Here is a 24,015-nt window from a genome sequence, read left to right on the forward strand (position 1 = left end):
GCGGCTGGCTCCTCCCGCACGTGACGTCGTCCCCGGGTTGCTCGTCGTCGCCAGGTACCCCGGCTGCGCGTGCGAAACCGGCCGGGCCGCCGGACGAGTGGCGCCCGGCGGACCGGGGGACCCGGCAGAGGGCCACGTGGCGGCGGCGTCGAGGTTGTACCGGCGCCGGTTCCGCCAGGCCATGATCTCGCTGCGGCGCGGCGACCCGGGCTCAGTGCCGGCGCGCCGGCAGGACCAGCAGGGTGATGGAGTTCGCCGGGTAGGTCGCGTCGATCCTGCCGCGGCGCACCGGGAGATCCGCACCGTGCGCGATCGCGGTGAGGTCGGCGGGGCCGTAGGTGTAGCGCTGCGCCGTGCCGGTGCCGTCGAACCGGGCGATCGACAGCGGCGACGCCTGGTCGCTGCCGGTCTTGTTGACGACCATGACGGTCAGTGCGCCGTCGCGGCGGCGCTGCGCGCCGTACACCGCCAGCTGACCCTGGTCGCTGCTGACCGCCGAGACGCTCACGTCGCCGAAGCGGCCGCCGGAGCCGTCGTAGTTGCGGTACATCCGGAAGGCGAAGGCGCCTGGTTGGGCCGGTTGCGGCTCGCCCCACATGGTGGCGAGGTCGAGCCCTTCGCGGCCGAAGATGCCCAGGACGTCGGCCTGCGCGAGGGCGCCGTTGATGTCGTGCAGCGCGCCCCAGTTGTACTCGGTGATGGCGACCTTCGTGCCGGGGTAGTACTGGGCGACCCAGGCCTTCATGGTGCGGATGAACTGCAGTGGTGGCGCGTTCACGCCGCTGGGACCGATCCAGGACTCCTCGACGTACGTCGGATCCCACAGCGACCGGGTGGAGCGCAGGCGCAGCGCCGCGGCGTCGGGGTCCGTGCCGCCGCCGATCTGCGGGTAGAAATGCTGGTCGAAGTAGTTGAGGAAGCGCTTGCCGCCGTGCGCGTCGCTGAACTCCTTCATGTGCCGCAGGTACCACTGCGAGAAGTTGAGCCCGCCGTGCGCGGCCGCGTCGGCGCCCGGCGCGCAGCCGTCCACCCCGGACGCCACCCATTCGCAGTAGCCCCAGCCGGACGGGCCGAGCACCGCCGCGCTCGGATCGGCGGCCTTGATCGCCGCCGCGGTCGCCGTGCTCTTGCCGCCCAGCTCGTCGTACGACACCGGGTCGGGGTGGACGTCGCGGTGCGTGGCGTTCCACAGCACCGGTTCGTTGTCCAGCTCGTAGATCGGCACCCCACCGCGCGCCGCCGGGCCGAATCGGCTCACCAGATGTGCCACCATCTCGCCGGCGAACGAGGCATCCGCCGGGATGGACGTGTCGGTGGGCACCGCCCCGGTGAGGTTCGCGCCGTTGAGCTTGCCGTTGCCGCAGCCGGCGTCCCACTGGTCGAACCCGTCCTGGGCGGGGAACCGGGCGGCCGGGAACCCGCAGGCGAACGGGTGCGAGGCGGGGGAGTCCTTGGCCACCCATCCGCTCATCGGCACGGTGACGACCTGCCTGGCGCCGCGGTCGCGGTAGGTGCTGACGAACGACTCGACCGTGCTGTCGGGGCCGGCCACGATGTTCTCGAAGTACCAGTCGCTGCCGGTGTTGTACGTATGGTTCTTGAAGTTGTACCGGGTGCTGGCGTTGCCGCCCCAGCGCGCCACCGGCAGGCCGATCTCGGCGGCGAACGCGGCGTCCGCGCCGTTGAGGCCGTAGATGTCCGGACTGATCGGGTGGCGGGCGGCGGACCAGTCGACCGACAGCGTGACCCCGGTCGCCGCCGCGGCCGGAGCGGGCAGGGCGGTCACCGCTCCCGCGGCCAGGCACACCGCCACACCCAGGGTCGTGGCCGACCGCGGCCCGCGTTGCCGTTGAGTGCTCATCACCGATGTCCCCAATCGCCCGATCCATTGACATTCGTCGAAGAGCGTGGCGGGGTGTCCGGTGCGGGTCAAGTCGTCCGCCGCAGGTGGGTGGGGTGGGAGAGCGTCGGTCCCGGCCGGACCGGTCCGCCGGGCGTGAACGTTACATGCGCGCCGGAGGTCGGACGGCGGGTGTTGCGCTCCCGCGGCGCGCACCCGTTCGACGCCCCTCGCCGATGCCTCTAGCATCGACCGACATCGAATTGGTGCCCCGCTGGTCGACAGGAGGAACCATGGTGAACGGACGATGGCACCGCGCGTTGCTCGCCGGCACCCTGGGGGTGCTGACCATCGCCGGCGCGGTCGTGGTCCCCGGGGTGGCCGGCGCGGCGACCGGCCTCGGCGCGACGGCCGCCGCCCGTGGCCGCTACTTCGGTGCGGCCGTCCAGCCCGCCAAGCTGACCGATCCGGCGTACACCCGCATCCTCGACCAGGAGTTCAACTCCGTCACCCCGGAGAACGCGCTGGAATGGGACGCGGTGGAGCCCGCCCGCAACCAGTTCACCTTCACCGCCGCCGACCGGGTGGTGGACCGCGCCCGGGCACAGGGCGCCGCCGCGCGCGGCCGGGGTCTGGTGTCGCCGAGCGCCAACCAGGTCGCCTGGGTGACCGTGCTCGGCACCGCCGACGACGCCCGGGCGGCGCTGCGCACCCACATCACCGCCACCGTGGGCCACTTCCGCGGCCGGATCAAGACCTGGGACGTGGTCAGCGAGGCGTTGTCCGACAACGGCGCCGTCCGGCCGTCGGTGTTCGCCAACCGGCTCGGGCCCGCCTACATCGAGGAGGCGTTCCGCGATGCCAGGGCGGCCGACCCCGGCGCCCGGCTGTGCTACAACGACTACGGCATCGAGGACCGCGGCCTGGCCAAGACGCAGGCCGTCTACAACCTGGTCCGGGACTTCAAGGCCCGCGGCGTGCCGATCGACTGCGTCGGACTGGAGAGCCACTTCATCAGCCCGGCCGCGATCCCCAGCACCTACGGGCAGACCGTCGCCGCCTTCGCGGCGCTCGGCGTGGACGTGGAGATCACCGAACTGGACATCGGCGGCTCCGGCACGGCCCAGTCCGACGGCTACCGGCGGGTGGTCAGCGCCTGTGTCGCGGTCTCGCGCTGCACCGGCATCACCGTCTGGGGCGTGCGCGACACCGACTCGTGGCGCGCCAACCTGACCCCCCTGCTGTTCGACGCCGCCGGCGCCCGCAAACCGGCGTACTACGGGGCGCTGTCCGCGATGCGGATCTGCGCCCGTGCCTGTTGACCGACCGCTGATCGCCACACACCAGCCAGGAGGCTCATGATGTCGGCCCGGTCCCGCCGCGTCGCCCGCACCCTCGTCCTCGGACTCGCCATCTGTCTCACGTCGGGCCTCACCCCGGCCGCCGCCCACGCCGATCCGGCCACCACGGGCAGCGTGGCCGGCACCCTCGCCGACGGGACCACCGCGGTCGCCGACGCGGGCGTCGACCTGCTCCTGATGCCGTACGGGGTGGCGATCAAGCAGACCCGCACCGACGTCGCCGGGGCCTACCGGTTCACCGACGTGACGCCGCGGGCGTACGCGCTGCGCTTCCGGCTGCCCGGTGGCCTCGTGCAGTTCCACCCGTCCGTGGCCGATCTCGGCTCGGCGGCGCAGGTCACCGTGCTGGCGGACGCGGAGACGACGGTCCGTGAGGCGGTGATGCCGCACGGCACGCTCGGCGGGCGGATCACCACGGACGCCGGCCAGGCCGCACCCGGCGCCCGGGTCCAGCTGTACACGCTCACCGGCGGCAGCCCGCTCGCCACCGTACTGACGGACGTCAACGGCGCGTACCTGATCGGCTATCCACCGGCGGGCCAGCTGCGGATGGCGGTCGCCGCCGCCGAACGCGGCGCCACCAACCAGTGGACGTACCGGCACCGCAGCTACACCCAGGCGGACCCGTTCACCGTCACGCCCGGCCAGCACACCACGGTCAACGAGCGGCTGTTCCCCTCGGGTGTCATCACCGGCCGGTTCACCCGCAACGGCACACCGGTGCCCAACGTGGTCGTCTACGCGTACTCGCAGACCAACACGGCGGAGTCGGTGAGCAACTGGACCGGCGCGGACGGCACGTTCCAGCTGCGCCCCTACCCGGGCAGCTACACCGTCAAGTTCGTCGTGCCGTCCGGGACCGGCCTGGACCAGTGGGCCGGCGGGGCGGAGTCGGAGGGCGCGAGCCGGCCCGTGCAGGTCACCGCCGACCGGACCGTGGTCATCGACGAGCGGCAACTGCCGGTCGGGCAGGTCCGGGGCCGGCTCACCGACGCCGCGGGCCGGCCGTCGGCAGGCAGCGCCGTCGTCGTCTACGACCCCCTCCGCGGCCGGCAGTTCCAGGCGACCACCGCCGCGGACGGCACCTGGTTCCTGACCGCGTGGCCCGGCACCTACACCGTGCGGTTCGAGACCGGCACGCAGGTGCAGTGGGCGAGGGGGAAGCGGTCGGCGGCGGCCGCGGACCCCGTCGTGGTGGCCGCCGACGCCACGACGGTGGTGAACGACGTCCTGCTGCCGTGACCGGCGGCGGCCGGGCCGCGGGTCACCGCGCGGCCCGGCCGCCCGCGGCGTCGAGGCGGGTCAGGGCGGGCTTGTCCGGCTTGCCGGCCGGGGTGAGCGGCACGCCGGTGATCACCTGGACGCTGTGCGGCCGCGCGGCCGCGCCCAGGGTGTCGGCGACCAGCCGGCGCAGCCGCGCGACGTCGGGCGTGTGCCCGGTGGCGGGCACGACGTAGGCGTGCACGGCCTCGCCGGTCACGTCGTCGGGCCGGCCGACGACGTAGGCCTCCGCCACGGCGGGATCGGCGGACAGGACCCGCTCGACGGCGCCGGCGTACACCAGGTTCGCCTCGACGATGATGACGTCGCGGACCCGGCCGAGCAGCTGCAGGTAACCGTTCGCGTCCAGGCGGGCCAGGTCGCGGGTGCGGACCCAGCCGCCGGTGAACACCTCGGCCGACTCCGCCGGGTCGGCCCAGTACGCGGTGGCCTGGGCGGGCGTGCGGACGAACAGCTCACCCTCGGCGGCGGGCCGGCCGGCCGCGTCGCGGATCGACACGTCGACCACCGCGGGCGGGCGGCCGACCGTGGCCAGCACGGCGGGATCGCCCAGCAGCTCGGCCGGTGTCGCCATCGCGATCATGCCGGTCTCGGTCTGGCCGTAGCCGTGGAACACCACGGGACCGAGCACCTCCAGGGCCTCCGCGAGCCGGCCCGGCGCCAGCGGTGAGCCCGACACCAGCAGCGCCCGCAGGCTGCTCAGGTCCGCGGGGCGGGTGCGCTGGTCGTGCACGAGCTGGTGCAGCTTGCCGACCGTGATGACGCTCGCGGTGGCCCGGTGCCGGGCGATCATGCCGGGCAGACCCGGCGGCCGGGCGGCGACCAGCGTGCCGCCCGCCGCGAGGGTCAGGATGGCGTACTCCAGCATCACCTGACTGCTCAGCGAGCCGAACACCAGGTAGCGCCCCAGCCGGCCGGCGAGCTCGGCGACGGCCGGCGGCCAGCGGTCCGGGTACGCCGCCCAGGCGGCGCTCATCGCCGCGTAGGTCTGCGCGCAGCCCTTCGGGTTGCCGGTGCTGCCGCTGGTCCAGGTGATCCGGGCGATGCCGGCCGGGCGCCCGGCGGCCACCAGCGGCACCCCGTCGTCGGGCGCGCGCAGCAGCCCGGCGAGGCCGGCCTCGCCGACGAGCCGGGCGTCGGCGCTGGCCAGCAGGTGGCCGAGCTGGTCCGGGGTCAGGCCGGGCCGGATCCCCGACACCCGGGCGCCCATGGCGAACGCGGCGATGACCGCCGCGAAGGCCTCCGCCGTGACACCGACATCCAGGGCCACGCCGTCGCCCGGTCGCAGCCCGGCGTCGCGGAACCCGGCGGCGATCCGGCGGACCAGCGCCGACATCCCGGCCGCGGTGACGATCCGGTCGCCGTCCTCGAAGACGGGGCGGTCGTCGCCGGTGGCGAGCAGGTCCAGCACCGGCTGCGGCCACAGGTCAACCGGCATCGGCCAGCACGCCCTTGACGAACAGCGCGAGCGGCTGGTGGTGCACCGCCGGCAGGTTCCAGTGGTTCTCCAGGTTCTCCGCGAGGTGGTGCGCCGCGACGACGGCACCGTCGCGGTACACCCGCACCACGGGATGCAGGTAGCTCGCGTCGTGGGCGGCCGCGGCGTCGTTCTCGGCGATCCTGGGCACGGTGATGTCGAACGGGTCGACCTGGTCGTGGTCGGGGCCGTACTCCAGAGTGGTGACGAACGCCAGCGGCACCGGCCCGAGACCGCCGTCGCGCAGGTACGCGACCGGCACCTCCTCGAGGTAGCGGGCCGTGTCGCCGGTGACGGTGACGACGTCGCCGAGGACGGCGAACTGCTGCCACAGCGCGGAGGTCCGGTTGATCCGGGCGATGACGGCGTCGGTGATCGCCTCGGGGGTGGCGTCCAGCGTCGTGGCCGGCCACGGCGTCGCGTGCCGCCGGGCGCCGAGGATGCGGTGCAGGGCGCGGGTGCCGTAGCGGAAGCCGTGGATGAAGCCGTTCGTGGACCGTTTGAAGTCGCGCTGCTGGGTGAGGGTGCCGGCGAAGTACAGGCCGGGCACGTTCACCGACTCGTACGCCGAGGTCTGCTCCGGGAAGCGGTCGTTGATGACGAGCCGGGGCCGGGCGGAGTCGTCGAAGATCGAGGCGTCGAAGCGGAAGCCGGTGCACAGGATGATCCGGTCGTAGTCGATCTGCCGCAGCGCCTCGACGGTCCGCGCGTAGCGGAAGTCGATCCGCAGGCCGCCGTCCTCGCGCCGGGCGATCCGTTCGACCGTGCCGTCGAGGACGGCGTTCTGCGACTTCAGCTGGTACGTGTCGAGGAAGTTGTTGTTGACCGCGCGCAGGTGCCCGACGTAGTGGGACTGCCAGGCCAGCCTGATCGAGTGCGGACCGGCGACGTGGATGACCGCCGCGGTCTCCACGAGCGCGTCGGCGGTCTCGAAGGCCGAGTTGCCCTTGCCGACGATGAGGACCCGCTGGTTGGTGAACCCGGCGGGGTCGACATCGACGGTGTCGTAGCGCTCGGCGAGCTCCACGCCCTCGATCGGCGGCACGTACAGCTGGGACACGCCGGTGGCGACGACGACCACGCCCGCGGTGTACGTGTCGCCGCCGGCCACGACGGTGAACCCGGCCTCGTCGCGGGACACCCGGGTGACCCGGGTGTCGTACCGGACGTTGAGGGTGCGCGCGAAGTCGGCCAGGTACCGCACCAGGTCGTCGGCGTGCGGGAAGTACCGCCGGCTGTAGTGCTTGAACAGCAGCGACTCGTCGTCGGTGAGCAGCGAGTTCCAGTCCGCGCGGAGGTTGAACTCCGGGTCGTCCGAGCCGGTCCACACCTTGTTGATGGAGATCAGCTGCCGGTGCCGCGGGTAGGTGGTGAAGAACGTGCCGGGCGCCGCGCCCGCCTCGAGCACCAGGTAGTCGCGGCCGTCGCGCTCCAGCAGGGCGGCGAGCTGGAGCCCGGCCGGCCCGGCGCCGATGATGAGGTAGTCGAGCGTCATGCGACGCAACGTAATGAGCGGATATCAGAGGCCTCTGAGAATCGCTCGTTAGGTTGCGGCGCATGACGCCAGAGGTTGACCTCGCGGCCCCGTTGCGGATCGAGGACCTGCGCGCCGCCCGCGACCCGGTCACCGTCGTGGCCGGGCCGGCGGTCCGCGACCGGGTCTCGGCCGGCCGGATCTTCTTGTCCAAGGTGCTCGGCGACGACCGGGCCGTGTACGGCAGCACCACCGGCTTCGGTGCCCTGGTCGGCTACGCGGGCCGGGCCGACCTGCGCGACCAGGCCGACAACACGCTCGCCCATCTCGGCGCCGGCCACGGCCCGGACATCGACGCCGGGGTCGTGCGGGCCACGATGCTGGTCCGGGCGTGGTCGCTGGCCCGCGGCGCGTCGGGCGTGTCCCCGCACGTCATCGACGCGCTCGTGGCGATGCTCGGGACCACGTTCGTCCCGGCGATGCCGCGGCTGGGCTCCGTCGGGGCCAGCGGTGACCTGATCCCGCTGGGGGCGGCCGCGCAGGCGCTGCGCGGCCGGGGCCACGCCTACGTGGACGGTGTCCGGCTCCCCGCGGCCGAGGCGCTCGCCGCGGCGGGGCTGCGGCCGCTGCCGCTGGACGGCCGTGACGCCCTCGCCCTGGTCAACGGCACGCCGCTGACCACCGCCGCGCTCGCGCTCGCGCTGGACTCGGTCCGCGCCTCGCACCGGGCGGTCCGGCTGCTCACCTGCCTGCTCGCCGACCTGCTCGGCAGCGACCCGCAGTTCCTGGACGCCCGGCTGCTCGCCGCGTACGGCCACCCGGGCGCGATCGACGTCGCGGCGGCGATGCGCCGCACGACCGCCGGGCTGACCCCGTCCGGCAGCCGCCCGCTGCAGGAGCCGTACAGCATCCGGTGCTCCCCGCAGCTGCTCGGCGCGGCCGAGGACGCTTTGCGGTACGTCGACGGCGTCGTCGCGGCCGACCTCGGCAGTGTCAGCGACAACCCGGTGTTCTTCCCCGACGACGACGTCGTCGTGCACGGCGGCAACTTCTTCGGCCAGCCGGCCGCGTTCGCCGCCGACCTGCTGTCGACGGTCGTCGCGCAGGTCGGCAACCTCGCCGAGCGGCAGCTCGACCTGCTCGTCGACCCGCACCGCAACGGCGGGCTGCCGCCGATGCTGGCCGCCGGTCCCGGCCGGCAGCACGGGCTGCAGGGGGTGCAGCTGGCCTCGACGGCGCTGATCGCCGAGATCCGGCGGGACACCATGCCCGCCAGCATGCAGAGCATCCCCACCAACCTGCACAACCAGGACGTCATCCCGCTGGGGAACCAGGCCGCCCTGCGGGCGCTGGACCAGGCGCGGCTGCTGCGGCTGCTGGTCGGCTCGCTCGCCGTCGGGCTGCGCCAGGCCGCGTACGTGGGTGCCCGGCCGCCGACCGCGTCCGGCTGCGCCGCGGTGCTGGCGGCGCTCGTCGCGGCCGTGCCCCCGATCGACCCGGACCGCCCCCTGGAAGACGACGTGCGGCGTGCGGCCGGCGTCGTCGAAGCGCTCGAAAGGTGACCGTCGTGACGCTCGACTATCTGATCATCGGGGCCGGCCCGGCCGGCCTGCAGCTCGCGGCCCTGCTGGAGGCCGAGGGCCGGCGGTCGTACCTGGTGCTGGAGGGCGAATCGGTGCCGGGCGCGTTCTTCACCCGCTTCCCCCGGCACCGGCAGCTGATCTCCATCAACAAGCCGCACACCGGCAGCGACGACCCGGAGCTCAACCTGCGGCTGGACTGGAACTCGCTGCTCACCGACGACGACTCGCTGCTGTTCAAGCACTACAGCCGGCGGTACTTCCCGCACGCCGACGACATGCTGCGCTACCTGGCCGACTTCGCCCGCACCGTCAAGGTCCGCTACGACACCCGGGTCACCCGGGTGTCCCGCGACGAGGCCGGGTTCACCGTCCGGGCCGGGGACGACACGTTCACCGCGAAGCGGCTCGTCGTCGCGACCGGCGTGTCGCGGCCGTACGAGCCGGACATCGAGGGTTTCGAGCTGGTCGAGCGGTACGACGAGATGCCCGTCGACCCGGACGACTACCTCGACCAGCGGGTGCTCGTCATCGGCAAGGGCAACTCCGCGTTCGAGACCGCCGACGCGCTGATGGAGACCACCACGGTCATCCACGTGGCCGGCCCGAGCGCGGTGCGGATGGCCTGGCGCACCCACTACGTCGGGCACCTTCGCGCGGTCAACAACAACTTCCTGGACACCTACCAGCTCAAGTCGGCCAACGCGATCCTGGACGGCGACATCCGCCGCATCGAGCGCGCCGGCGACGGCTACCGGGTCACGTTCAGCTTCTCCCGCGCCGACGAGGTGGTGAAGGAGCTGCGCTACGACCGGGTCCTGGCCTGCACCGGGTTCCGGTTCGACGCCTCGATCTTCGACGGGTCGTGCCGCCCCGAGCTGGTGATCCGGGACCGGTTCCCGGCCCAGACCGACGAGTGGGAGTCGGTGAACGTGCCCGACCTGTTCTTCGCCGGCACCATCTCCCAGGTCCGGGACTTCAAGAAGTCCACGAGCGGCTTCATCCACGGCTTCCGCTACGCCGTGCGGGCGCTGCACCGCATCCTCGAGCGGCGCTACGCCGGCGAGCCGTGGCCGGCCGGGAAGCTCGACGCGACGCCGGAGTCCATCGCGGACGCCGTCATCGAGCGGGTCAACCGGACCTCCGCGCTGTGGCAGCAGTTCGGCTTCCTCGCCGACGTGGTCACCGTCGCCGGGGCGGACGCCCGGTACCACGAGGAGGTCCCCGTCGACTACTTCGCCCGCGCCGGCCTGGGCCCGGCCGAGCACGCGTTCGTCGTGACGCTGGAGTACGGCCCGGAGCACGACCAGGTCGACCCGTTCGACATCACGGTGCGCCGCGTCGCGCAGGACGTCGCGGGGCAGGCGCACGCCGCCGCCTACCTGCACCCGGTGGTGCGCTGGCACCGCGACGGTCGGGTCGCCGGGGTGCACCACCTGGCGGAGAACCTGGAGAACCAGTGGGACCGGCCCGACGTCCACGTGCGGCCGCTGCGGGCGTTCGTCGAGCGCTGTCTGGCGGGCGCCTGAGATGCTCACCGAGCTGGCGGCGCGGGCGCGGGCCCGGCTCGACCCGGCGCACTGGGACTTCTTCGCGGGCGGAGCCGGTGACGAGCGGACCCTGCGGGCCAACGAGGAGGCCTTCCAGCGGCTCCGGCTGCTGCCGCGGGTGCTGCGCGCCACCGGCCCGCGGGATCTGCGCACGACGCTGTTCGGCACCGAGCTGAGCGCGCCGCTGCTGGTCGCGCCGACCGCGTTCCACCGGCTCGCGCACCCCGACGGCGAGCTCGCCACGGCCCGCGGCGCCGCCGCCGCCGGGACCGTGCTGGTCGTCAGCATGGCCGCGACCACCCCGGTCGAGGACATCGCCGCGGCGGGCGGCCCCCTGTGGTTCCAGCTGTACCCGCAGCCGGACCTCGAGTTCACCGCGGCCGTCGTGCGGCGGGCCGAGCGGGCCGGCTGCCGGGCGCTGGTGGTGACGGTGGACTCGCCGGTGTTCGGCCGCCGGGAACGGGACCGCCGCAACGGCTTCACGGACCTGCCGGCCGGGCTCGTCTGCGAGCACCTGCGCGACGGCACCGGCCGGGTGCGCGACATCGTGATGGACGCGGACCTCGGCTGGGAGCGCATCGACTGGCTGCGCGGCGTCACCGGGCTGCCGATCGTCCTCAAAGGACTGCTGCACCCGGCCGACGCGCTGCTCGCGGTCGAGCACGGGGTGTCCGCGGTCCTGGTGTCCAACCACGGCGGCCGGCAGCTCGACGGCGCGGTGGCGACGGTGGACGCGCTGCCGGCGGTCGTGAAGGCCGTCGGCGGGCAGGTGCCGGTCCTGCTCGACGGCGGAATCCGGTGCGGCGCCGACATCCTGGCCGCGCTCGCCCTGGGCGCCGGCGCCGTGCTCGTCGGCCGGCCCGTGCTGTGGGGGCTCGCCGCGGCCGGCGCCGACGGGGTGCGGCAGGTGCTCGACCTGCTGCGCGAGGACCTGGACCGGGCGCTGGCACTGGCCGGTGCGCGCCGGCCGGCCGACCTGACCGGCGATCTCGTGGCGGCCCGATGCTGACGGCGCTGGCGATCGCCGCGGCCGGCGGCTGCGTGGTGTGGAGCATGCCGCGCTGGCTGCCGGCCGCGGTCGTCGCGCTGCGCGAGTGGATCTTCAGGCGGGTCAACGGGGTCGAGGGCATCCCGATCCCGGGCCCCCTGGTCGGCGCGGAGCACTTCGAGCGCGTCTACGCCGACCCGGCCGCCGACGGGCGCAGCCGCGGCGCGGGCCTGTCCGACCTGTTCTGGTACTGGCTCGCCCCCGGCCCGCAGATGCATCAGGAACATCTGGAACCGGGGGAGCGGTACCGCACCGTGGCGAAGACGACCCGGCAGGTGCTCGCCGTGCCCCGGGCCCGCTGCGAGGAGCTGGCGACCAGCGCCACCCGCCGCCGCCTCGACCGGCTGCCGGCCGGCCGGACCGTCCACACGCGACTGCGCGACCTGATGATGCCGGTCTGGGCCGAGGTGTACTTCGAGCTGGTCTTCGGTGAACCCTGCCCACCCGACGCCCGCGACCTGATCGTGGCGAACGCCGACGACGTCGTGACCGCGCTCAAGGGCACGGGCCTGCGCCACATGGACCGCCGCGACCGGCTGACCCGCTACCTGCTCGGCCGCATCGGGCGCGGCACCTGCCCGGTCCTGCTGCCGCCGCCGTTCACCGAGCAGGAGACCGCCTGGTACCTGCAGGGCGCGTTCTTCAACACCGCGGTGGTGCAGATGTCCGAGGCGATGGCGCACGTGCTGCTCAACGTGGCCACGCACGCCGGCGCGGTGCCCGACCCCGACGACGACGACGCGCTGGACCGGTGCGTCGACGAGACGCTGCGGGTGCACCCGCTGTTCGGGGTCGCGCACCGCATCACCTCGGCGCCGATCGTCGTCGACGAGCGGGTCACCCTCCCGGCCGGGTCCGTCCTGCTGTTCAACTACCTCGCCTTCCAGCGCACCGGGCCGGCCGCGGACGACGCGTTCGACCCGGACCGCTGGCTGACGCTCGCCCGGCGGGACGCGCATTTCATCCCGTACGGCGTGGTGGCCAACCGGGCCTGCCCGGCCCGCGGGGCGGCCCCGGCGATGCTGCGCGCCGCCACCCGTGAGGTGCTGCGCCGCTACGCCCTGGCGTCCTCCGCCGCGCACACCCGCTCGCTGCCCAGCCGCGGACCCGCGTACCTGACACCGGCCGGGTCCGCCGGCCCCGGACGGCTGCGGCTGGCGGCCATGCGGCACCGCGACCGGTGGGCCGGGGTCCCACGCTCGCTGCGGCAGCTCGCGTTCGGCACCTGGATGGTCGTCGACGCCCGGCGCCAGCGCCTGTGCACCACCCACTTCGAGGAGGTCCGCCCGTGACGCCCACCGAGCTCGCACCGAGGTTCTTCATCGCCGTCGCGGTGATCCTGCTGTTCTGCAAGGCCGTCGCCTGGCTGCTCGGCCGGGCCGGCCAGCCCGCCGTGGTGAGCGAGATGCTGGCCGGCGTGCTGCTCGGCCCGTCGCTGCTGGGCCTGCTGTTCCCCGGCGTGCAGCACGCGCTGTTCCCGGCCCCGCTGCTGCCGGTCCTGTACGTGGTCGGGCAGGTCGGGCTCGTGCTGTTCATGTTCCAGGCCGGCTACGCGTTCACCGGGCACCGCACGACCCGGCTGGCGGGCACCGCCGGCGCGGTCTCCCTGGCCGGGGTGACGGCGCCGCTGCTGCTCGGCGCGCTGCTGGTGCTGCTCACCGCCGGGGTCGTGCCGGTACAGAAGGCGGGCGTCCCGCTCGGCGTCACCGCGGCCTTCGTCGGCGTCGCCCTCGCCATCACCGCGTTCCCGATGCTCGCCCGGATCATCACCGAGCGCGGCCACGCCGGCACCCGGCACGGCTCGCTCTCGCTGGCCAGCGGCGCGATCGACGACATGGCCGCGTGGATCATGCTCGCCGTGGTGCTCGCCGTCGCCACGGGCCGGCCCGGCCCGGCGATCGTCACCGGCGGCGGCGCGGTCCTGTTCGCGCTGGTGCTGTGGTTCGCCGGCCGGCGGCTGACCGGCGCCCTGATGGGCGACGACCGCCTCGGCGACCGGGCGCGGCTGCTCGGCATGGTCGTGCTGCTGTTCCTGGTGGCCTGGTACACCGACGAGATCGGGCTCTACGCGGTCTTCGGCGCGTTCGCCGTCGGGGTGGTCACGCCGCACACCGCCCGCACCGACGAGGTCGTCGACACCCTCACCCCGGTGGCCGCCATCGTGTTCCTGCCGCTGTTCTTCACGTTCTCCGGCCTGCGCACCGAGTTCGGGCTGCTCGGCGACCCGGCCGTGCTGCTGTTCGCGCTCGCCTGCGTCGCGGTCGCCATCGCCGGCAAGTTCGGCGCCTGCTGGGCCGTGGCCCGGCTGCGCGGCGAGCCCAACGGTGTGGCGCTGCGCGTCGGCGCGCTGATGAACGCCCGGGGGCTGATGCAGCTCATCGCGCTCAACGTGGGCCTGGAGGCGGGCGTCGTCACCCCGGCCCTGTTCACCGTGCTGGTGCTGGTTGCCCTGGTCACCACCCTGATGACGACGCCGCTGCTGAGCTGGATCGAGCGCCGCGAGGCCAGGACGAGCCCGGCGCCCGCCGGCGCGGACCTGGTGGACTCCGTTTTTCGAAAGTGACGACGGCCATTCACGCACCCGCACCATATGTGAAAGTGTCGATGGATGCGCATGAACCGGCTCCTTCTGGTCGAGGATGACGCGGAGCTCGGCGAGCTGCTGACCGGGTCCCTGACCGACGAGGGCTACCACGTCGACCACGCCCGCGACGGGCAGCGTGGACTGCATCTGGGGCTGACCCGGCCGTACGACGTGATGGTCATCGACCGGCTGCTGCCCGCCCTGGACGGCCTGGACCTGGTCGCCCGGCTGCGCTCGCGGGCGGTGCCGGCCCGGGCGCTGATGCTCACCGCGCTCGGCGCCGTGGGCGACCGGGTCGCCGGGCTCGACGCGGGCGCGGACGACTACCTGGCCAAGCCGTTCGACCTGGTCGAGCTCAGCGCCCGGGTGCGGGCGCTGTGCCGGCGCGCACCGTCGCCGGGCGAGCTGCTGCCGATCGGCACCGGCCGGCTCGACCTCGCCGCGCGTGACGTGGTCCTGGCCGACGGCACCCGGGTGGCCCTGTCGACCCGGGAGTTCGAGCTGCTGCGGGTGCTCGCCGCCCGCCCGACCGGCGTGCACTCCCGGGCCGAGCTGCGCCGGCGGGTCTTCGACGAGGCCGCCGCGTCGTCCATCGTGGACACCTATGTCTACTACCTGCGCCGAAAGCTCGGCCGTACGGTGATCCGCACCGTGCACGGCCTCGGGTACCGGCTGGGCGGCCTGTGACGAGCCCGGAGGTCGCGCTCGTGCGCCGGGCGCGGCTGCGGCTCGGCCTCGGCGCGGGACTGGCCATCACGGCGCTGCTGGCACTGGTCGGCGGGATCTCCTACGCCCTGCTGGTGCACAGCCAGGAGGAGCAGATCCGCCGGGAGCTGGCCTGGGGCGCGGCGAACGGCGCGGTGGCCGGGCCGCCCGCGTGCAGCTGGGTCCTCCGGCTCGACCACGGCGTCCTGGCCGCGGTGAACAACCCACCGCCGCCGGGCTTCCCGCTGCGCGACGCCGCCGACCGGGCGCTGGTCACCGGCGACGCGCAGGACGTCACGGTCGCCCGTAACGGCACCGTCTACTACGTGCACACCGAACGCCGCGGCGACACGGTCACGCAGGTCGTGTTCGACGCCCGGTTCCAGATCTCCGACCGCCGGCACCTGCTGTGGGCCTTCACCCTGGCGGCCCTCGTCGGGCTCCTCGCCGCGGTCCTGACCGGCGTGCTGGTCGGCCGCCGCGCCGTCGCGCCGCTGATCGACGCGCTCGACCGGCAGCGCCGGTTCGTCGCCGACGCCAGCCACGAGCTGCGCACCCCGATCGCCCAGGTCCACACCCGCGCCCAGCTGCTGGCCCGCCGCGCCGCCACGCCGACCGTTCCCGCCGCGGCGCCGGTGTCCGTGCCAGCGGCCGCCGGGGTGTGGGTGGCGGTCGACCAGCGCGAGCTGGAGCGGCTCGTGGACGGCACCCGGCGGCTCGGGGAGATCGTCGAGGAGCTGCTGCTGTCGGCCCGGCTCGGCGCCGAGCGGGCCGGTCAGCGGCCGGTCACCCCGGTCGACCTGGCGGCCCTCGCCGCCGACGCGGTCGCCGCGGAGACCAACCGCGCCGCCGAGCGCGGCCAGACCCTGTCGCTGACGGCCCCGAACCGTCCCGTGCCCGTGCCCGGCATCGAGTCGGCCCTGCGCCGCGTGCTCGGTGAGCTGCTCACCAACGCCCTCACCCACCTGCCGGACGGCGGCAGCGTCGGGGTGACCGTGCTCGACCCCGGCGGCGGCGTCGCCCAGATCGTGGTCGCCGACACCGGCGCCGGCTTCGACCCCGCCGACGCCGAACGCATCTTCGACCGCTTCCACCGCGGTGCGGGCGCGGGCGAGCGCCGGTACGGCCTGGGCCTCGCCCTGCTCCGCGAGGTGGTCACCAGCCACGGCGGCACCATCACCGCCGACGCCCGGCCGGGCGTCGGTGCCACCTTCACCGTCCGCCTGCCGACCGCGTCCCCGAGTGCCGTGTCAACAAAGGTTGACGGAGGTGGTGTGTCAAGTTAGGTTGACAACCATGGTCGCATCCATCCTCGACGTGGTCGTCGTCGGCGCCGGGCCGACCGGTCTGCTGCTCGCCGGAGACCTCGCCGCCGCCGGCGTCCGGGCGGTCGTGCTCGACCGCGCCGCCGAGCCGGTCCAGACCCCCAAGGGCAACGGTGTCGTCGGCCGGGCCGTCCTGGAGCTGCGCCGCCGCAAGCTCCTGCGCGGCACCGGGCTGCGTGTGGTGCGGCCGCCGCGCTTCCGCTTCGGCCCGCTCACCCTCGAGCTCGGCCTGCTGCGCAGCCCGCTGCACGTGCTCCCGGTGCCGCAGCACCGGCTGGAGCACCTGCTGTCGCAGCGCGCGGTGGGCCTCGGCGCCACGGTCCTGCGCGGGCACGAGGTCACTGGGCTCGAGCAGGACGGCGACGGGGTCACCGTCCAGGCCACGGCCGGCGGCTCACCCGTGCGGCTGCGCGCCCGGTACCTCGTCGGCTGCGACGGCGCGCGCAGCTTCGTGCGCAAGCGCCTCGGCATCGGCTTCCCCGGCGTCACCAGCGCCGACATCTCCCGGCTGGCCCGGGTCACCATCCCGGCGGACGCCGTCACCCGCGCCGGCGACCGCGTCGAGCTGCGCGGCATCGGACCGCTGCCGACGTTCCGGCCCAACCGGACCGCAGGCGGGTCGATCACCATCGCCCCCGTCGACGCCCTCGACCGTTCCGCCCCGAACGACCTGTACATCGTCAGCACGCACGAACCGCGCGGCGACAGCGAGCCGACCGACGAGCTCGGCGACGAGGAGCTGCGGGCCAGCCTCCGCCGCGTCCTGGGGGCCGACCTGCCGTACACGACCTCCCACGCCGCGAGGAGCGTCGTCGCCAACAGCCGGCACGCGGAGCGGTACCGCGACGGCCGGATCTTCCTCGCCGGCGACGCCGCGCACATCTTCAGCGGCGGCGGCTCGGCCATCAACGCCGGCCTGCTCGACGCCGTCGCGCTCGGCGAGCACCTCACGGCGGTCCTGCGCGGCGGCGCGCCGCAGGCCCGGCTCGACGCGTACCAGCAGCAGCGGCACCCGGCCGTGCTCCGCACGCTCGCGCTCACCCGCCTGCAGGTCGTCCTCGAGTCCGGCGACGAGACCGGCGACGCCCTGCGCGACGTGCTCGGCGAGCTGCTGCGCGACCGCGCCACCGCCCGCCGGATCGCCACCCTCATGGAGGGCTGAGCCGGCCGGCGGATCCGGTTGAGAACCCGGGTCCGTTCACTGGCGCGGCTGCGGTCGTATCGCGGCGATCGTGACCGTGACGAGCCGGTCGACCGCCGCCTCGGAGGGCAGGTCCGCCGCGGCGCCGAGCGCGTGCCGGCAGAACTGGGCGAGCTCGGCGGGATCCACGTCGGTGCGCGCGTCGCCGGCCGCGGCGCTGTCGGCGATGAGGTCGCGGATCAGCGCGAGCAGCTGCTGCTCGGCCTCGGCCAGGTGCGGGCCGCGGTGCAGCCCGGCGGCGAGGTCGGTGCCGTGGTGCCGGTGGCCGATCAGGGCGTACGTGCGCAACACCGCCGCCAGCTTGTCGAGGGGTTCCCCGGCCGCGTCGCGGGCCGCGGCGAGCTGCTGGACGTGCCCGCCGACCTGCCGCTCGTGCCAGGCGAGCAGCACCGCCTGCACGTCGGGGAAGTACTTGTACAGCGTGGCCCGGCCGATCCCGGCGGCGGTGGCCAGCTGCGACATCGTCACCCCGGTCGGCCCGTGCTCGTGCACCAGCGCCGCCGCGGCGTCCAGCACCGCGTCCCGCACGGCATGGCGATGCTCGCTGATCGTGTCGTTCCACAACTTCGGCACCTCCCCACTGTACGTCCCGCCGCTACCGTGACACTATGAGTCGATCGTAGACATAGTGTCTTGAAAAAGGAGGGCGAGATGCCGCGCTGGGTGAAGATCGTCGGTGCCGTGGCGGTCCTGTTCGTCGTGCTGCTGGTCGTCGCGCTGCTCGGCGGGCACGGCCCGGGACGGCACATGGGCGGGCACGGCGCCTCGGCGTCCACGACCGTGGACCGGGTCGCCGGGTGGCTGCGGTGAGGATGGCGCCGCCGCTGCGCAGGGCGATGCTCACCGTGCACGTCACCGCGTCGGTCGGCTGGCTCGGCGCGGTCGCGGCGTCCCTCGCCCTGGCGCTCGCCGCGCTGACCTCGCCCGACGTGCAGGTGGTCCGGGCCGCGTACCTGGCGATGGACGTGCTCGGCCGGGTCGTGCTCGTGCCGGTCAGCGTCGCGTCGCTGCTGACCGGCGTGGTGCAGTCCCTGGGCACGGTGTGGGGTCTCGTGCGGCACTACTGGGTGCTGTTCAAGCTCCTGATCAACGTGGTCGCCACCGTCGTGCTGCTGCTGTACACACAGACCCTCGGGCTGCTCGCCGACCGCGCCGCGGACCCCTCCTCGTCCCTGGCGCAGCTGCGCGACCCGTCGCCGCTCGTCCATGCGGGCGCCGGTCTGCTGCTGCTCGTCGCCGCGACGGTGCTGTCGGTGTACAAGCCGCGCGGCGTCACCGGCCTCGGCGCGCGCCGCACGGCGGTGACCTCGTAGCGCGGCGGCGCCGGGCACGCTCCGCCGTGGAAGTTTCGGGCCGGGCGCCGAGGTCAGCGCCCGGTCCCGGCGGCGGGCGTTGACGGCCGGTCACCGGCGGCGGAAGCGTTGCCGGCATGAGGAAGAGGCTCGCCGTCCTGGGTGCCGCCGGTGCGTGCGCCGCCCTGCTCGTGGTGTACCTGCAGCAGCCCTCCGCCCAGGCGACCGTGCCCGCCCCGGCGACGCCGGTGACCGGCAACGCGACCTACTTCGACGGGCTCGGCTCCCCGTACGGCGGCTGCGGGCTGCCGCAGGCGGAGCTGGAGACGCAGGACTTCGTGGCCCTCAACGTCTTCGACACGCCGGGCGACGGCAGCTACTTCACCCGCCCGGTGCCGCCGGCGGACGCGGCCAAGATGGGCGTGTGGGACAACGGCCGCAACTGCGGGCGCTGGGTCCAGGTGAAGATCGCCGACTACTGCACCGGCACCAACGACGGCGCCCTCGGCCAGCCGTTCTGCCGCAACGGTGCGTGGACCGCCGACGCGTACAACGGCGGCGTGCTCAACATGCTCGTCGCCGACAGCTGCGCCGACACCAACGCCTGGTGCCGCGACGACCCGTACCACCTGGACCTGTCCAAGGCGTCGCTGAACCGCTTCGCCAAGAACGGCACCACGCTCGGCGACCTCTACCCGAACCACTGGAACAACCGGCACGTCGACTGGAACTTCATCCCCGCGCCCGGCTACTCCGGCGACATCCAGATCGGCTTCCTGGCCGGCGCCCAGCGCTGGTGGCCCGCGATCGCCGTGTCCCACCTGCCCAACGGCATCCACGGCGTGGAGTACTACGCCGACGGCGCCTGGCACGCCGCCCAGCCCAACCGCGACATGGGCCAGTCGTTCATCATCGGCGGCACCACGTCGGGCGCGACGCAGTTCCGGATCCGGGCCACGGACGCCGCGGACGCGCCGCTGTTCGGCGGCCGCGAGTACAGCTTCGCGCTGCCGTCCACCTGCTCGACACAGTGCGGCCCGGCGTACACGAAGGCGACCTACACCACGACGGGCGGGTCGGCCTCACCGTCGTCGCCGTCGTCGCCCTCGGCGTCGGTGTCCGTGTCGCCGTCGCGGTCCGTCTCGCCGTCGGCCTCGCGGTCGCCGTCGCGGTCGCCCTCGTCGAGCGGCTCCACCGGCGGCTGCAGCGCGACCGTCGTCGTGACCGGCACGTGGGACGGCGGCTACCAGGCCGAGGTGACCGTCCGCAACACCGGCGCCACGGCGTCGGCCGGTTGGTCGACGTCGCTCACGTTCCCCGGCACGCAACGCATCGCCAGCTCCTGGAACGCGGTCACCACCCAGACCGGCGCCGAGGTGACCGCCACCAACCAGCCGTACAACGCGGTCATCCCACCCGCCGCCACCACCAGCTGGGGCATGGTCGTCAGCGGTCAGAACCAGCCGGTGACCGCCGTCAGCTGCACGCTCAGATAGCCGCCACGCTCCGGGCCGCGGCCGGCGCTGTGCAGCGGGGTTTCGCCGATCGCCCGCCATCGCCCGCACCAGGGACCACACGACCGGCCACGTCTCGGTGTCCTCGTCCTGCCACCCGCCCACCAGGCGGTACACGGGCATCGACGTCAAGATTCAACGTGCCGGGATTCCGGTCTGCGTACGGCGCCGACAGGGTGGACCTGCCGATGTCCGGCGCGCTCGTCGCCTTCGACAGTGTGGCTCAGCGGGCCCTCTTCGTCGCCCGCTTGCGGGGCGGCGTCAACAGGTCGGCGATCGCCGCGATCGCGGACGGCACCAGGCGGTAGTAGGCCCAGACGCCGCGCTTCTCGCGCTCGAGCAGGCCGGCCTCGGTGAGGATCCGAAGATGATGGCTCACGGTCGGCTGGGAGAGGCCAAGCGGCGCGGTGAGGTCGGTCACGGACGCCTCGCCGTCCGGAGCGGACTGGATCAGACTGAGCAAGCGCAGCCGGGCCGGGTCGGCGAATGCCTTCAGCACTCCCGCGAGCCGCTCGGCATCGGCACGCTCGATCGGATCGCCGGCAAGCGGCGAGACAGCAGGCATAGCAGTTGTCGCAGTTCCCACGGCTTCCATCGTTCCACCAATACCATCGATACGCTGGCGGAACCGGGATCAGCACCCGGCGTCGTCAGACCGCCGGGAGGGCGGGACTCGGGCCCGCCGCCCCTCGGCCCGCTGCTTCCGCCGTCACCAGGCGAAGCGGCGGCGCTTGCGCCCGGTCATCCGCTCCGCCGCGGAGACACCCCGGCGCAGCAGCCGCGTGGCCCGCGTCGACCCGCGGCGCGCCTCCATCCGCTCGCTGACCTTCCTGGCCCCGGCGATGGCGAGCGGCACCGCGATCGCGGCCACCGCCCACCGGGCGATCATTTTCGGCAGCATGGTCGTCCTCCCGTGCACGTCGTCGTTCACCGGACGGATACCCTCCGCGGCCCGGAACCAACCGCACCCCGATCCCGCGCATCGCCCGGGGCGCCGCCAGCTGCGGCCCGACCGCGCGATGCGCCGCTCCAGGCCGATTCCGGGCTCACGGGCACCGATCGTCCCAGCCTTTCCCCGCCGCCGCGGACGCGGGCCGCGCGTTGTCGGACGTGTCGCGCAACTTCCAGGTGCCGGTCTTGCCCGCCGCCGGTCGGCCGTTCATGTCGGATGCGGTCGCCGCGGCGACCTTGCTCATCGCGTACGTGACGTTGTCGGCCATCGCATCGGTGAACCCTGGGATCTGTCTGGGGTTGACGGTCTCCCCGCCGCGCGGCCGGCCGGCGACCTGGTGGCTGCGCGGGAAGTCCTTCGGGCTGGTGCTGTCCGGTGGGAGTCGATGGCGTACCCGTGGATGAGCCCCGCGGCGAGCGTGTCCACCTTGAGCGAGGAGGCGGGTGGGTGCACGCCGAACTCGACCGGCTTGCCGTCGGACAGCACGGTGTCGGCGTACCAGGCGGCTTCGGCCGCGGCGGGCGGGGTGCGGGCGGCGGACCGCCGGCCGCGACGACCGCCGCGCCGCCGGCATCACCTCGGCCGGTCAAGCGGCCGATCACGTCGCGGATCACGCCGCCGGCCGTCCCGGCGGAGCGCCGGTGCCGCCCGGGACCGCCATCCGCGCCGGCCACAGGACCAGTCGCACCGCATCACGCGACGGGCAACGCAACGGCACCCCACGGACCATCAACGCTCACCGGCGGGGGCGGCGTTGATGGTCCGTGGCCGTCGTCCGGGCGGTCCTTGACCTCAGCCGACGGTCAGGAACGGGTCCAGCGCTGGTTGGTCCCGCCGTTGCAGGTCCACAGCACCACGGCCGTGCCGTTGGCCGTTCCACGGCCGGTCACGTCCAGGCACAGGCCGGACTGGACGCCGGTGACGGTGCCGTCGGCGTTGAACCGCCACTGCTGGTTCGCTCCGCCGTTGCACGTCCAGATCTGGACCCGGGTACCGGCGGCAGTACTCGAAGCGTCGAGGCACTTGGTGCCGTACACGGTCAGCTGGTTGCTCGACGTCGCCGTCCAACGCTGGTTGACGCCGCCGTGGCAGTCCCAGATCTGCACGGGCGTCCCGTCGGACTGGCTCTGCCCGTTGACGTCCAGGCAACGGTTGGAACCCACCCCGCGAAGCTGGCCGGTCGGGTTGGGCGCCGGGCTGCTGGGCGCCGGGCTGCTGGGCGGTGGGCTGCTCGGCGGGGTGTCGCCGAGCGTGAGGTTCTTCTGCTGCACCTGCCACTGGGTGTTGCACAGTCCGCAGTTGGCACCGACGAAGTTGGTGCCGGCCGCCGTGTCACCCTTCAGGCGCCACTTGAGGTAGAGCACCGCGACGCGACCGAACTCGCCGCCGTTGGTCTGGCCGTACGTGCCGCCGTGTCCGACGTTGAGATTGCCCATGAACGCGGGCAGCCCGGACGGCAGCTTGTTCCAGTCGTCGATGGCGTTCGGGTAGGCGATGTCGCTGGGGCCGCCGATGAAGTAGGCGATCGGCTTGGTCAACCGCCGGAGCTGGTAGTCGTCGGCGTCGTTGAGCAGGCCGCTGCTGAAGATGGCGGTGGTGGTGACCCGTGGGTCGTTGGAAACGGCGTACGCCTCCAGCCCGCCGCACGACCAGCCGGCGACGGCGATCTTCGAAGTGTCGATCTTGCCGTAGTACTTGCTGCCCGACCGGCCGTTCTCAGCCACGGCCCAGTCGATGGATGCGGTGTGCATCGTCGAGTTGGTGCTGCCGGAACCACCCGGAGCGCCGTTCGCGATGGCCAGGAAGCCGTGCGAGGCGATCTCGCGCAGGAAGTTCTGCTGGTCCAGCCCGTTGCCCGAACAGCCCCCGTTTCCCCAGACGAACACGGGCAGACGTCCGGCCGGAAGGTTCTGCGGGCGGTAGATGGTGTGGTTCGGCAGGGTGCTCGCGGTCTCGTAGTCGGCCGGGTAGGGCCCAGATCCGCCGACCGCGGCGTCCGCCGAGGTCGCACCGAATGCCAGGACCGCGGTGGTGACCGCGACGAAGACGGCCGTCAGCCAGGCGCCGGCCGCTGTTCGTTTGCTCATTCCACTCTCCAGGGACCGATAGGAGCAATACGCACCCACTGTCAGCGAATCAGTGAATAGTGTCAATGTCGCGACCATTCCCCGGCGCCAGAAATGGTGCAGAAATGTTAGGCGCAAAGTGTTATGACGGCCGCCCCGTCGTGTCTACGGGATCCGCGTGCCGGGCGGGTGCGGCACGGACCGGATCCGGGGCATCATTCCGTTTGACCGCAGCGCCGCGCGGTGAAATTTTCAGATTTTCGCCGCCCTGCGGCTGCAGCATGACCGTCATTCTCGGGCATTCTCTCCGCCGGCGCCCGTTTGTTTCGAAAATCGTTGACGATGCAGTTGCGGGGTATCCAGACTGCCGCCGTCGACGAGAGTCGACCCCGCTGTATGAAGGGACGCCCGCATGAACGACACCCCCGGACCCTCCACGCGCCGCAAGCGCTACCGCGGTAGGCTGATCCTCGGCGGCGCATGCGCCATCGCACTCGTCGCGACCTCGGTCGCGCTGACCGGCACCGCCAACGCCGAGGCCGACCGGACCGTCACGTCGAACACCACCGGCACGCACAACGGCTACTTCTTCTCGTACTGGAAGGACAGCGGCAACGTCAGCATGACGTTGGGGGCCGGCGGCTCGTACCGTGTGCAGTGGAGCGGCATCAACAACACCGTCGTCGGCAAGGGTTGGAAACCCGGCTCCAGTCACACGGTGAACTACTCCGGCACGTTCAACGTCAACGGCAACGGCTACCTGGC

22 protein-coding genes are annotated in these 24,015 nt (G+C 73.5%); 14 read left to right on the plus strand and 8 right to left on the minus strand.

Annotation, left to right across the window (positions count from 1 at the left end):
* Positions 1 to 211 precede the first annotated feature (211 nt).
* Positions 212 to 1,861 carry a glycoside hydrolase family 44 protein gene (locus OP18_RS46790; RefSeq protein ID WP_052388396.1) on the minus strand — a complete coding sequence of 550 codons (1,650 nt, stop codon included), beginning with the start codon at positions 1,859 to 1,861 and terminating at the stop codon, positions 212 to 214.
* Positions 1,862 to 2,133: 272 nt separating this feature from the next.
* Here OP18_RS46790 and OP18_RS46795 point away from each other — a divergent pair, with 272 nt between their 5' ends.
* Together OP18_RS46795 and OP18_RS46800 are read left to right on the plus strand one after the other, a co-directional pair.
* Positions 2,134 to 3,162 (plus strand): glycoside hydrolase family 10 protein, encoded by a 1,029-nt coding sequence (locus tag OP18_RS46795; RefSeq protein ID WP_162189925.1) that lies wholly within the window; start codon positions 2,134 to 2,136, stop codon positions 3,160 to 3,162.
* Positions 3,163 to 3,198: 36 nt separating this feature from the next.
* Entirely contained in the window at positions 3,199 to 4,443 is a 1,245-nt protein-coding gene (locus tag OP18_RS46800) for an MSCRAMM family protein (protein ID WP_033366643.1), read from the plus strand.
* A 22-nt stretch (positions 4,444 to 4,465) separates the two neighbouring features.
* Here OP18_RS46800 and OP18_RS46805 read toward each other — a convergent pair whose 3' ends face one another.
* Positions 4,466 to 5,920: a class I adenylate-forming enzyme family protein gene (locus OP18_RS46805; RefSeq protein WP_033366647.1), complete on the minus strand. Its 1,455-nt coding sequence runs from the start codon at positions 5,918 to 5,920 to the stop codon at positions 4,466 to 4,468.
* Positions 5,910 to 7,454 carry an NAD(P)-binding domain-containing protein gene (locus OP18_RS46810; RefSeq protein WP_033366651.1) on the minus strand — a complete coding sequence of 515 codons (1,545 nt, stop codon included), beginning with the start codon at positions 7,452 to 7,454 and terminating at the stop codon, positions 5,910 to 5,912. The genes OP18_RS46805 and OP18_RS46810 overlap by 11 nt, the downstream gene beginning before the upstream one ends.
* Before the next feature lie 62 nt (positions 7,455 to 7,516).
* Between OP18_RS46810 and OP18_RS46815 the strand changes: the two genes are divergently transcribed.
* Genes OP18_RS46815 through OP18_RS46850 form a run of 8 tightly spaced genes read left to right on the plus strand, consistent with a single transcriptional unit; the run spans position 7,517 to position 17,387 of the window.
* Positions 7,517 to 8,995 (plus strand): aromatic amino acid ammonia-lyase, encoded by a 1,479-nt coding sequence (locus OP18_RS46815; protein ID WP_033366654.1) that lies wholly within the window; start codon positions 7,517 to 7,519, stop codon positions 8,993 to 8,995.
* A gap of 5 nt (positions 8,996 to 9,000) precedes the next feature.
* Positions 9,001 to 10,542, plus strand: coding sequence for an NAD(P)-binding domain-containing protein (locus OP18_RS46820; protein WP_033366728.1), 1,542 nt, complete (start codon positions 9,001 to 9,003; stop codon positions 10,540 to 10,542).
* 1 nt (position 10,543) lies between these two features.
* Positions 10,544 to 11,572 (plus strand): alpha-hydroxy acid oxidase, encoded by a 1,029-nt coding sequence (locus OP18_RS46825; RefSeq protein ID WP_033366657.1) that lies wholly within the window; start codon positions 10,544 to 10,546, stop codon positions 11,570 to 11,572.
* The gene (locus tag OP18_RS46830; protein WP_033366661.1) at positions 11,566 to 12,903 is read left to right on the plus strand and encodes a cytochrome P450; all 1,338 of its coding nucleotides are present in this window, start codon (positions 11,566 to 11,568) and stop codon (positions 12,901 to 12,903) included. Before OP18_RS46825 ends, OP18_RS46830 begins: the two co-directional genes overlap by 7 nt.
* Entirely contained in the window at positions 12,900 to 14,174 is a 1,275-nt protein-coding gene (locus OP18_RS46835; protein ID WP_033366665.1) for a cation:proton antiporter, read from the plus strand. The genes OP18_RS46830 and OP18_RS46835 overlap by 4 nt, the downstream gene beginning before the upstream one ends.
* Before the next feature lie 51 nt (positions 14,175 to 14,225).
* Complete coding sequence (locus OP18_RS46840; RefSeq protein WP_211273889.1) at positions 14,226 to 14,882, plus strand: response regulator transcription factor; 657 nt, start codon at positions 14,226 to 14,228, stop codon at positions 14,880 to 14,882.
* Entirely contained in the window at positions 14,879 to 16,186 is a 1,308-nt protein-coding gene (locus OP18_RS46845) for a sensor histidine kinase (protein ID WP_033366672.1), read from the plus strand. Before OP18_RS46840 ends, OP18_RS46845 begins: the two co-directional genes overlap by 4 nt.
* Before the next feature lie 10 nt (positions 16,187 to 16,196).
* Positions 16,197 to 17,387, plus strand: a complete 1,191-nt coding sequence (locus tag OP18_RS46850; RefSeq protein WP_033366730.1) for an FAD-dependent monooxygenase — start codon at positions 16,197 to 16,199, stop codon at positions 17,385 to 17,387.
* Between the two features lie 36 nt (positions 17,388 to 17,423).
* On the opposite strand, the gene OP18_RS46855 is transcribed toward OP18_RS46850, so the two are convergent.
* Positions 17,424 to 17,999 carry a TetR/AcrR family transcriptional regulator gene (locus tag OP18_RS46855; RefSeq protein ID WP_033366676.1) on the minus strand — a complete coding sequence of 192 codons (576 nt, stop codon included), beginning with the start codon at positions 17,997 to 17,999 and terminating at the stop codon, positions 17,424 to 17,426.
* A 78-nt stretch (positions 18,000 to 18,077) separates the two neighbouring features.
* Here OP18_RS46855 and OP18_RS58300 point away from each other — a divergent pair, with 78 nt between their 5' ends.
* The 3 genes from OP18_RS58300 to OP18_RS46865 all read left to right on the plus strand — a co-directional run bounded on the left by OP18_RS58300 (position 18,078) and on the right by OP18_RS46865 (position 20,214).
* A complete protein-coding gene (locus OP18_RS58300) occupies positions 18,078 to 18,236 on the plus strand; it encodes a hypothetical protein (protein ID WP_156090278.1) in 159 nt (52 codons plus the stop codon).
* 2 nt (positions 18,237 to 18,238) lie between these two features.
* Complete coding sequence (locus OP18_RS46860) at positions 18,239 to 18,739, plus strand: hypothetical protein (RefSeq protein WP_033366680.1); 501 nt, start codon at positions 18,239 to 18,241, stop codon at positions 18,737 to 18,739.
* A 116-nt stretch (positions 18,740 to 18,855) separates the two neighbouring features.
* Positions 18,856 to 20,214: a cellulose binding domain-containing protein gene (locus OP18_RS46865; RefSeq protein WP_052388398.1), complete on the plus strand. Its 1,359-nt coding sequence runs from the start codon at positions 18,856 to 18,858 to the stop codon at positions 20,212 to 20,214.
* Positions 20,215 to 20,455: 241 nt separating this feature from the next.
* On the opposite strand, the gene OP18_RS46870 is transcribed toward OP18_RS46865, so the two are convergent.
* The 4 genes from OP18_RS46870 to OP18_RS58940 all read right to left on the minus strand — a co-directional run bounded on the left by OP18_RS46870 (position 20,456) and on the right by OP18_RS58940 (position 23,271).
* Positions 20,456 to 20,827 (minus strand): ArsR/SmtB family transcription factor, encoded by a 372-nt coding sequence (locus tag OP18_RS46870; RefSeq protein ID WP_033366681.1) that lies wholly within the window; start codon positions 20,825 to 20,827, stop codon positions 20,456 to 20,458.
* 114 nt (positions 20,828 to 20,941) lie between these two features.
* Entirely contained in the window at positions 20,942 to 21,133 is a 192-nt protein-coding gene (locus OP18_RS46875) for a hypothetical protein (protein WP_033366735.1), read from the minus strand.
* A 145-nt stretch (positions 21,134 to 21,278) separates the two neighbouring features.
* Positions 21,279 to 21,452, minus strand: a complete 174-nt coding sequence (locus tag OP18_RS58305) for a hypothetical protein (RefSeq protein ID WP_156090279.1) — start codon at positions 21,450 to 21,452, stop codon at positions 21,279 to 21,281.
* Positions 21,453 to 21,987: 535 nt separating this feature from the next.
* On the minus strand, positions 21,988 to 23,271 hold the full coding sequence (locus OP18_RS58940) for an RICIN domain-containing protein (protein WP_081971729.1): 1,284 nt from the start codon (positions 23,269 to 23,271) through the stop codon (positions 21,988 to 21,990).
* 391 nt (positions 23,272 to 23,662) lie between these two features.
* On the opposite strand from OP18_RS58940, the gene OP18_RS46885 reads away from it, so the two are divergent.
* A partial coding sequence (locus tag OP18_RS46885; RefSeq protein WP_033366684.1) for a glycoside hydrolase family 11 protein occupies positions 23,663 to 24,015 on the plus strand: 353 nt, incomplete at its 3' end.

Origin of the sequence: Dactylosporangium aurantiacum (assembly GCF_000716715.1) — a bacterium.
Classification (GTDB): Bacteria; Actinomycetota; Actinomycetes; order Mycobacteriales; family Micromonosporaceae; genus Dactylosporangium; species Dactylosporangium aurantiacum.

Bases quoted from the DNA above. Each gene is read 5' to 3' on its own strand.
- OP18_RS58940 (WP_081971729.1), bottom strand. From the start codon at position 23,271: ATGAGCAAACGAACAGCGGCCGGCGCCTGGCTGACGGCCGTCTTCGTC.
- OP18_RS46870 (WP_033366681.1), bottom strand. From the start codon at position 20,827: ATGGAAGCCGTGGGAACTGCGACAACTGCTATGCCTGCTGTCTCGCCG.
- OP18_RS58305 (WP_156090279.1), bottom strand. From the start codon at position 21,452: ATGGCCGACAACGTCACGTACGCGATGAGCAAGGTCGCCGCGGCGACC.
- OP18_RS46865 (WP_052388398.1), top strand. From the start codon at position 18,856: ATGAGGAAGAGGCTCGCCGTCCTGGGTGCCGCCGGTGCGTGCGCCGCC.
- OP18_RS46840 (WP_211273889.1), top strand. From the start codon at position 14,226: ATGAACCGGCTCCTTCTGGTCGAGGATGACGCGGAGCTCGGCGAGCTG.
- OP18_RS46800 (WP_033366643.1), top strand. From the start codon at position 3,199: ATGATGTCGGCCCGGTCCCGCCGCGTCGCCCGCACCCTCGTCCTCGGA.
- OP18_RS46810 (WP_033366651.1), bottom strand. From the start codon at position 7,454: ATGACGCTCGACTACCTCATCATCGGCGCCGGGCCGGCCGGGCTCCAG.
- OP18_RS46790 (WP_052388396.1), bottom strand. From the start codon at position 1,861: ATGAGCACTCAACGGCAACGCGGGCCGCGGTCGGCCACGACCCTGGGT.
- OP18_RS46825 (WP_033366657.1), top strand. From the start codon at position 10,544: ATGCTCACCGAGCTGGCGGCGCGGGCGCGGGCCCGGCTCGACCCGGCG.
- OP18_RS46815 (WP_033366654.1), top strand. From the start codon at position 7,517: ATGACGCCAGAGGTTGACCTCGCGGCCCCGTTGCGGATCGAGGACCTG.
- OP18_RS46875 (WP_033366735.1), bottom strand. From the start codon at position 21,133: ATGCTGCCGAAAATGATCGCCCGGTGGGCGGTGGCCGCGATCGCGGTG.
- OP18_RS46805 (WP_033366647.1), bottom strand. From the start codon at position 5,920: ATGCCGGTTGACCTGTGGCCGCAGCCGGTGCTGGACCTGCTCGCCACC.
- OP18_RS46850 (WP_033366730.1), top strand. From the start codon at position 16,197: ATGGTCGCATCCATCCTCGACGTGGTCGTCGTCGGCGCCGGGCCGACC.
- OP18_RS46860 (WP_033366680.1), top strand. From the start codon at position 18,239: ATGGCGCCGCCGCTGCGCAGGGCGATGCTCACCGTGCACGTCACCGCG.
- OP18_RS46795 (WP_162189925.1), top strand. From the start codon at position 2,134: ATGGTGAACGGACGATGGCACCGCGCGTTGCTCGCCGGCACCCTGGGG.
- OP18_RS46830 (WP_033366661.1), top strand. From the start codon at position 11,566: ATGCTGACGGCGCTGGCGATCGCCGCGGCCGGCGGCTGCGTGGTGTGG.
- OP18_RS58300 (WP_156090278.1), top strand. From the start codon at position 18,078: ATGCCGCGCTGGGTGAAGATCGTCGGTGCCGTGGCGGTCCTGTTCGTC.